Genomic DNA, 6,755 nt, shown 5'->3' on the forward strand with positions numbered 1-6,755 from the left:
GGGCGTGAGCGTGCGCAGGGTGACGGGCCTGGAGACCGAGTACGGCATCTCCGTGCCGGGCGATCCCGGCGCCAACCCGATGCTGCTGTCGGCCCAGGTGGTCAACGCCTACGCCGTGCCGGTCACCGGATCGCTCAGCGCCTCGCTGCGCACGCGCTGGGACTACGAGGACGAGGCGCCGCTGCGCGACGCGCGCGGCTTCGAGGTGCGCCGCGCCGCCGCGCACCCCTCGCAGCTGACCGACGCCCCCGCCCGCGGCGACGCGCAGGGCCGGCGGGCAGGGGAGCACCGGGCCGCGCCCAGCGCCTCGGACGTGGCCACCGCCGAGTCCGAGGACCCCACGATGGCCAACGTCATCCTCACCAACGGCGCCCGCTTCTACGTCGACCACGCCCACCCGGAGTACTCCTCCCCGGAGGTGCTCACCCCCCGCGACGCGGTGCGCTACGACCGGGCGGGGGAGCGGATCCTGCTCGAGGCGCTGCGCCGGGTGGCCGCCACCCCCGGGCTGACGCCGGTGACGATCTACAAGAACAACACCGACGGCAAGGGCGCCTCCTACGGCACCCACGAGAACTACCTCATGGACCGCGCCACCCCGTTCGCCGACGTGGTGCGCCACCTGATCCCGTTCTTCGTCTCCCGGCAGGTCTTCACCGGCGCCGGGCGGGTGGGCATCGGGCAGGACTCCACCACCGCCGGCTACCAGATCAGCCAGCGCGCGGACTTCTTCGAGGTCGAGGTGGGCCTGGAGACCACCATGAAGCGGCCCATCATCAACACCCGCGACGAGCCGCACGCCACCGCCGAGAAGTACCGCCGCCTGCACGTCATCGTCGGCGACGCCACCATGTGCGAGGTCGCCACCCTGCTGAAGGTCGGCACGACCTCCCTGGTGCTGGCGGCGCTGGAGGCGGGCGCGCTGGACGGCGGCCCGGCCGGCGACCTGCAGCTGAGCGAACCGGTGCGCGCGCTGCACGAGGTCTCCCACGACCCGGGCCTGCAGCACCTGGTGCGCCTGCGCGACGGGCGCCGCATGAGCGCCCTGCAGCTGCAGTGGGCGTACTTCGAGGCCGCCTCCGCCTTCGTCGCCGACCGCTTCGGCGAGCACGCCGACGCCGACACCCGCGAGGTCCTCACCCGCTGGGAGGGCGTGCTCACCCGCCTGGGCGACGACGTCTTCTCCGCGGCCCGGGAGGTCGACTGGGTCGCCAAGCTGCGCCTGCTGGAGGGCTACCGCTCCCGCGACGGGCTGGACTGGGACAACCACCGGCTGCAGGCGGTCGACCTGCAGTGGTCCGACGTGCGCCCCGAGAAGGGCCTGTACCACCGCCTCGCCGAGCGCGGGCAGGTGGAGCGCCTCATCGACGAGGACGCCGTGCAGCACGCGGTGGCGCACCCGCCGGAGGACACCCGCGCGTACTTCCGCGGCGAGTGCCTGGCCCGCTACGGCCCGCGCGTGGCCGCCGCCAGCTGGGACTCGGTCATCTTCGACGTGCCCGGGCGCGGGGCCCTGCAGCGCGTGCCCACCCTGGAACCGCTGCGCGGCACCCGCGAGCACGTCGGTGCCCTGCTGGACCGCTGCGCCACCGCCGAGGAGCTGGTGGCCGCCCTGACCGGCGGCTGACCGGCGCGGGGCACCCGGTCCAGACACCCGGTGCGGGCACCCGCGCGCAACGGCGCGCGAACGCCGCCGCGGGGTTAGTGTCGTCAGCACGCCGGCCGCGCGGCCGGCTCCGGCCGAGACGTCAGGGGAGCCAGCGATGCCTGGACAAGAGCAGCAGCGCCCGAGCCGCCGCGAGGACGAGCCCGAGGAGACCCCCGCCGTGCCCGCGCAGGCCACGGCGCAGTCCAAGGAGACCGACGCCGAGGTCGACGCCCTGCTCGAGGAGATCGACGGGGTCCTGGAGTCCAACTCCGAGGAGTTCGTGCGTGGCTTCGTGCAGAAGGGCGGCCAGTAACCGCTCCCGCCCCCGCGAGCGCCGAGGGCGCCGCGCGGCGCTCGCGGGGGCCCCGCGCCGCGCCGGGCCGCCGCGCAGGGCGCCCGGTAGGGTCGAGCGGGTGAGCCAGGACCCCAGCGGACGGCTCCCGGCGGCGTACCTCGTGCCGGGTTCTGCGTCCTTCACCGACTTCGTCCGAGACCACGCCCCCGACGTGCTGCCCGGCGCCCGGCACCTGCCCGCCGCCGGCGCCGGCGCGCTGACCGGCGGGCCCGGCGCCGGCCAGCCGCCGCACGCGACCACCATCGTCACCCTCGTGTTCGCCGACGGCGTCGTCATGGCCGGCGACCGGCGCGCCACCGCCGGCAACGTCATCGCCCAGCGCGACATCGAGAAGGTCTTCCCCGCCGACGACCACTCCTGCGTGGGCATCGCCGGCACCGCCGGGCTCGCCCTGGAGATGGTGCGCCTGTTCCAGGTGGAGCTGGAGCACTTCGAGAAGCTCGAAGGCGCCCTGATGTCCTTCGAGGGCAAGGCCAACCGCCTGTCCACGATGATCCGCGGCAACCTCGGCCTGGCCATGCAGGGCCTGGCCGTGGTGCCGGTCTTCGCCGGCTACGACCTGGCCGTCTCCCGCGGGCGCATCGTCAGCTACGACGTGACCGGCGGGCGCTACGAGGAGGTGGACCACCACGCCGTCGGCTCCGGCTCCGTCTTCGCCCGCGGCGCGCTGAAGAAGCTGTTCCGCCCCGGCATGGACGCCGGCGCTGCCGTGCGCGCCGCCGTCGAGGCCCTCTGGGACGCCGCCGACGACGACTCCGCCACCGGCGGCCCGGACCTGCTGCGCCGCATCTGGCCGGTGGTGGCCGTGGTCACCGCCGACGGCTACCGCCGCCTGGACGACGACGAGCTCGGCGCCGTCGTGCGCGCCGTCGTCGACGGGCGCACCGGCAACCCCGGCGGCAACCCGCTGACCACCCCTGCGCCGGACACGACGCGGGCCACCGAGCAGCAGGGAGGTGCCACCGCATGAGCGTGCCGTTCTACGTCTCGCCCGAGCAGGTGATGAAGGACAAGGCCGACTTCGCGCGCAAGGGCATCGCCCGCGGCCGCGCGGTCGTCGTCGTCGCCTGCGCCGACGGCATCGTCTTCGCCTCCGAGAACGCCTCCCGGGCCCTGCACAAGATCTCCGAGATCTACGACCGCGTCGCCTTCGCCGCCGTGGGCAAGTACAACGAGTTCGAGAACCTGCGCGTGGCCGGGGTGCGCTACGCCGACCTGCGCGGCTACTCCTACGACCGCAGCGACGTCACCGCCCGCGGCCTGGCCAACGCCTACGCCCAGACCCTGGGCACCATCTTCACCACCGAGTCCAAGCCGTACGAGGTCGAGCTCGTCGTCGCCGAGGTCGGCGAGGAACCCGCCGCCGACCAGGTCTACCGCCTCACCTACGACGGCTCCGTCGCCGACGAGCACGGCTACGTCGCCATGGGCGGCTCCGCCGAGCAGATCACCGCCAAGCTCGCCGCGGACTGGCGCCCCGGCATGGACCTGCGCGCCGCGCTGCGCCTGGCCGTGCAGGCCCTGGGCAGCGACGCGGCCGCCGCCGCGGCCGGCTCCGGCCCGCGCACCATCGCCCCCGACCAGCTCGAGGTCGCCGTCCTGGACCGCACCCGCACCCGCCGCACCTTCCGCCGGCTGGGCGCGCCCGCCCTGGCCGCCCTGCTGGACACCGCGCCGACCGCGGCCGACGGCCACGACGCTCCCGGCCACGACGCCCCCGGCCCGGACACCCCGCCCGAACCCCCCGCCTGAGCACACCGACGGCCCGGCGGCGCGTTTCACAGCGCTGCCGGGCCGTCGGCCACCTATGGTGGGCAGATGGACCGGCGGATCTTCGGGTTGGAGACCGAGTTCGGCGTCACCTGCGCGTTCGAGGGCCAGCGCAAGCTGTCCCCCGACGAGGTGGCCCGATACCTCTTCCGCAAGGTCGTCTCCTGGGGACGCTCCAGCAACGTCTTCCTGCGCAACGGCGCGCGCCTCTACCTCGACGTCGGCTCCCACCCCGAGTACGCCTCCCCGGAGTGCGACGATGTGCGCCAGCTCGTCGTGCACGACCGCGCCGGCGAGCGCACCCTCGAGGGCCTCCTCGTCGACGCCGAGCGCCGCCTGGAGGAGGAGGGCATCGCGGGGGAGGTGTTCCTCTTCAAGAACAACACCGACTCCGCCGGCAACTCCTACGGCTGCCACGAGAACTACCTCGTCTCCCGCCACGGCGAGTTCGGCCGCCTGTCCGACGTCCTCATCCCCTTCCTGGTCTCCCGCCAGCTCGTCGTCGGCGCCGGCAAGGTCGTGCAGACCCCCCGCGGCGCCGCCTACTCCCTGTCCCAGCGCGCCGACCACATCTGGGAGGGCGTCTCCAGCGCCACCACCCGCTCGCGCCCCATCATCAACACCCGCGACGAACCCCACGCCGACGCCGAGCGCTACCGCCGCCTGCACGTCATCGTCGGCGACTCCAACATGTCCGAGACCACCACCATGCTCAAGGTCGGCGCCACCGACCTGGTCCTGCGCATGGTCGAGGAGGGCGTCGCGCTGCGCGAGATGACGCTGGAGAACCCCATCCGCGCCATCCGCGAGATCAGCCACGACCCCACCGGGCACAAGCCCGTCCGCCTGGCCAACGGCCGCGAAGCCAGCGCCCTGCAGATCCAGGAGGAGTACCTCACCAAGGCCAAGGACTTCGTCGAGACCCGCGGCCTGCAGACCCCCACGGTCAAGCGCGTCCTGGACCTGTGGGAACGAGCCCTGCGCGCCGTGGCCACCGGCGACCTCGGCCTCGTCGACCGCGAGGTCGACTGGGTCATCAAGAAGAAGCTGCTGGACCGCTACATGGCCAAGCACGACCTGGACCTCACCAGCCCCCGCATCGCCCGCCTCGACCTGGCCTACCACGACATCCACCGCGGCCGCGGCCTGCACTACCTGCTCGCCGCCCGCGGCATGGCCGAACGCGTCTGCTCCGACATCGAGGTCTTCGAAGCCCTCTCCGTGCCCCCGCAGACCACCCGCGCCAAGCTGCGCGGCGACTTCGTGCGCGCCGCCCAGGACAAGCGCCGCGACTTCACCGTCGACTGGGTCCACCTCAAGCTCAACGACCAGGCCCAGCGCACCGTGCTGTGCAAGGACCCCTTCAAGTCCGTCGACGACCGCGTCGAACGCCTCATCGAGAGCATGTGAGCCCCGGCGCCACCAGCGGGCACCGGGCGACACCGAGGCACCTGCCAGGCACCTCCCAGGCAGCCCGGTTAGGGTTCCGGGGACCGACCCCACGACCGTGAGGACCCCCGTGCCCCGCCGCATCGCCGCCCTGCCCGCCACCGCCGTGGCGCTCGCCGTCCTGCTCGGCTCCTGCGCCTCCGAGCCCGAGGCGCCCAGCCAGGCGGAGCAGAGCGCCTCGGCCACGGAGTCGGCGGCCGCGATCGAACCGGCCGTCACCGCCGACCTGCCGGTGGAGGTCACCGGCGAGGTCAACCCCGACGTGGCCCCGCAGGTGCAGATCACCACCCCGCTGAGCGTGGAGGAGACCACGCGCGAGGTCGTCGCCCCCGGCAGCGGTGAGGAGATCACCGTGGAGGACCGGGTGCAGTTCGCCTACGCCCTGTACGCCGGCTCCACCGGCGAGCTGCTGGACTCCAGCTACGGCGCCACCGACGCCCGCTTCGAGCTGGCCGAGGTCACCAAGGGCATCGCCCGCGGCCTGGTCGGCGCCCACGTCGGCGACCGCCTCACCATCGCCATCGCCCCCGACGACGGCTTCGGCGAGGCCGCCGCCCAGTTCGGCAAGGAGGGCGTGGACGCCACGACCACCTTCGTGCTCGTCGCCGACGTCGAGCGCATCATCCCCACCCAGGCCACCGGCGAGGCCGTCGAGCCCCCCGCGAACCTGCCGGCCGTGGACGTCGACGAGCAGGGCGTGCCCACCGGGTTCACCGTCTCCGACCCCACCCCGCCGGCCGACACCGTCGCCCAGACCCTCATCCGGGGCACCGGCCCGGTCATCACCAGCGGCATGACCGTCACCATGCAGTACGTCGGCGCCACCCTGGCCGACGGCGAGGTCTTCGAGAGTTCTTGGACGGGCACCGAGCCGTTCCAGACCGCCATCGGCACCGGGCAGGTCATCCCCGGCTGGGACGAGGGCATCGTCGGGCAGACCGTCGGCAGCAGGGTCCTGCTCGTGATCCCCGCCGCCGACGCGTACGGTGAGGAGCCGACCGGCGGCCAGCCCGCGGGCGCCCTGGTGTTCGTCGTGGACATCCTCGACGCGTACTGACCCGCGCCCCGCACCGCACCGACCACCCCCTGCGACAGGAGCAGCACCCGTGAGCGAGCGCACCAAGCCCGAGGTCGACTTCCCCGGCGGCGAGCCCCCCACCGAGCTGCAGATCACCGACCAGATCGTCGGCGACGGCCCCGAGGCCACCGTCGGCAGCACCGTCAGCGCCCACTACGTCGGCGTCGCCTTCAGCACCGGCGAGGAGTTCGACGCCTCCTGGAACCGCGGGCAGCCGCTGGACTTCCCCCTGGGGCGCGGCATGGTCATCGCCGGCTGGGACCAGGGCATCGTCGGCATGCGCGTCGGCGGCCGGCGCACCCTGGTCATCCCCCCGGCCCTCGGCTACGGCGACCGCGGCGCCGGCGCGGCCATCAAGGGCGGCGAGACCCTGATCTTCGTGGTGGACCTCGTCGGCGTCAGCTGAACGCCCCCCGCACGCGCCAGGCCCCGCACCGCCCACCGGCGGTGCGGGG

Annotated in this window: 7 protein-coding genes; all 7 read left to right on the plus strand. The window is 74.0% G+C overall.

The window, feature by feature from the left end:
- Positions 1 to 4: 4 nt before the first annotated feature.
- The 7 genes from dop to ACRYM0_RS00850 all read left to right on the plus strand — a co-directional run bounded on the left by dop (position 5) and on the right by ACRYM0_RS00850 (position 6,706).
- Complete coding sequence (gene dop / locus ACRYM0_RS00820; protein WP_432501157.1) at positions 5 to 1,627, plus strand: depupylase/deamidase Dop; 1,623 nt, start codon at positions 5 to 7, stop codon at positions 1,625 to 1,627.
- Positions 1,628 to 1,763: 136 nt separating this feature from the next.
- Positions 1,764 to 1,961 carry a ubiquitin-like protein Pup gene (locus tag ACRYM0_RS00825; protein WP_432501160.1) on the plus strand — a complete coding sequence of 66 codons (198 nt, stop codon included), beginning with the start codon at positions 1,764 to 1,766 and terminating at the stop codon, positions 1,959 to 1,961.
- Positions 1,962 to 2,061: 100 nt separating this feature from the next.
- A complete protein-coding gene (gene prcB / locus ACRYM0_RS00830; RefSeq protein WP_432501162.1) occupies positions 2,062 to 2,973 on the plus strand; it encodes a proteasome subunit beta in 912 nt (303 codons plus the stop codon).
- Positions 2,970 to 3,755 (plus strand): proteasome subunit alpha, encoded by a 786-nt coding sequence (prcA, locus tag ACRYM0_RS00835; RefSeq protein ID WP_432501164.1) that lies wholly within the window; start codon positions 2,970 to 2,972, stop codon positions 3,753 to 3,755. The genes prcB and prcA overlap by 4 nt, the downstream gene beginning before the upstream one ends.
- Before the next feature lie 66 nt (positions 3,756 to 3,821).
- Entirely contained in the window at positions 3,822 to 5,183 is a 1,362-nt protein-coding gene (gene pafA, locus ACRYM0_RS00840; protein ID WP_432501166.1) for a Pup--protein ligase, read from the plus strand.
- A gap of 97 nt (positions 5,184 to 5,280) precedes the next feature.
- Positions 5,281 to 6,279, plus strand: coding sequence for an FKBP-type peptidyl-prolyl cis-trans isomerase (locus ACRYM0_RS00845; protein WP_432501168.1), 999 nt, complete (start codon positions 5,281 to 5,283; stop codon positions 6,277 to 6,279).
- A 49-nt stretch (positions 6,280 to 6,328) separates the two neighbouring features.
- Positions 6,329 to 6,706, plus strand: a complete 378-nt coding sequence (locus tag ACRYM0_RS00850; RefSeq protein WP_432497566.1) for an FKBP-type peptidyl-prolyl cis-trans isomerase — start codon at positions 6,329 to 6,331, stop codon at positions 6,704 to 6,706.
- Positions 6,707 to 6,755: the final 49 nt, after the last annotated feature.

Origin of the sequence: Kineococcus arenarius subsp. arenarius, assembly GCF_050871845.1 — a bacterium.
GTDB lineage: Bacteria > Actinomycetota > Actinomycetes > Actinomycetales > Kineococcaceae > Kineococcus.

What these genes read in the sequence shown, in the direction of transcription:
- ACRYM0_RS00825 (WP_432501160.1), top strand. Translation starts at nt 1,764, where the DNA reads ATGCCTGGACAAGAGCAGCAGCGCCCGAGCCGCCGCGAGGACGAGCCC.
- prcA (WP_432501164.1), top strand. Translation starts at nt 2,970, where the DNA reads ATGAGCGTGCCGTTCTACGTCTCGCCCGAGCAGGTGATGAAGGACAAG.
- pafA (WP_432501166.1), top strand. Translation starts at nt 3,822, where the DNA reads ATGGACCGGCGGATCTTCGGGTTGGAGACCGAGTTCGGCGTCACCTGC.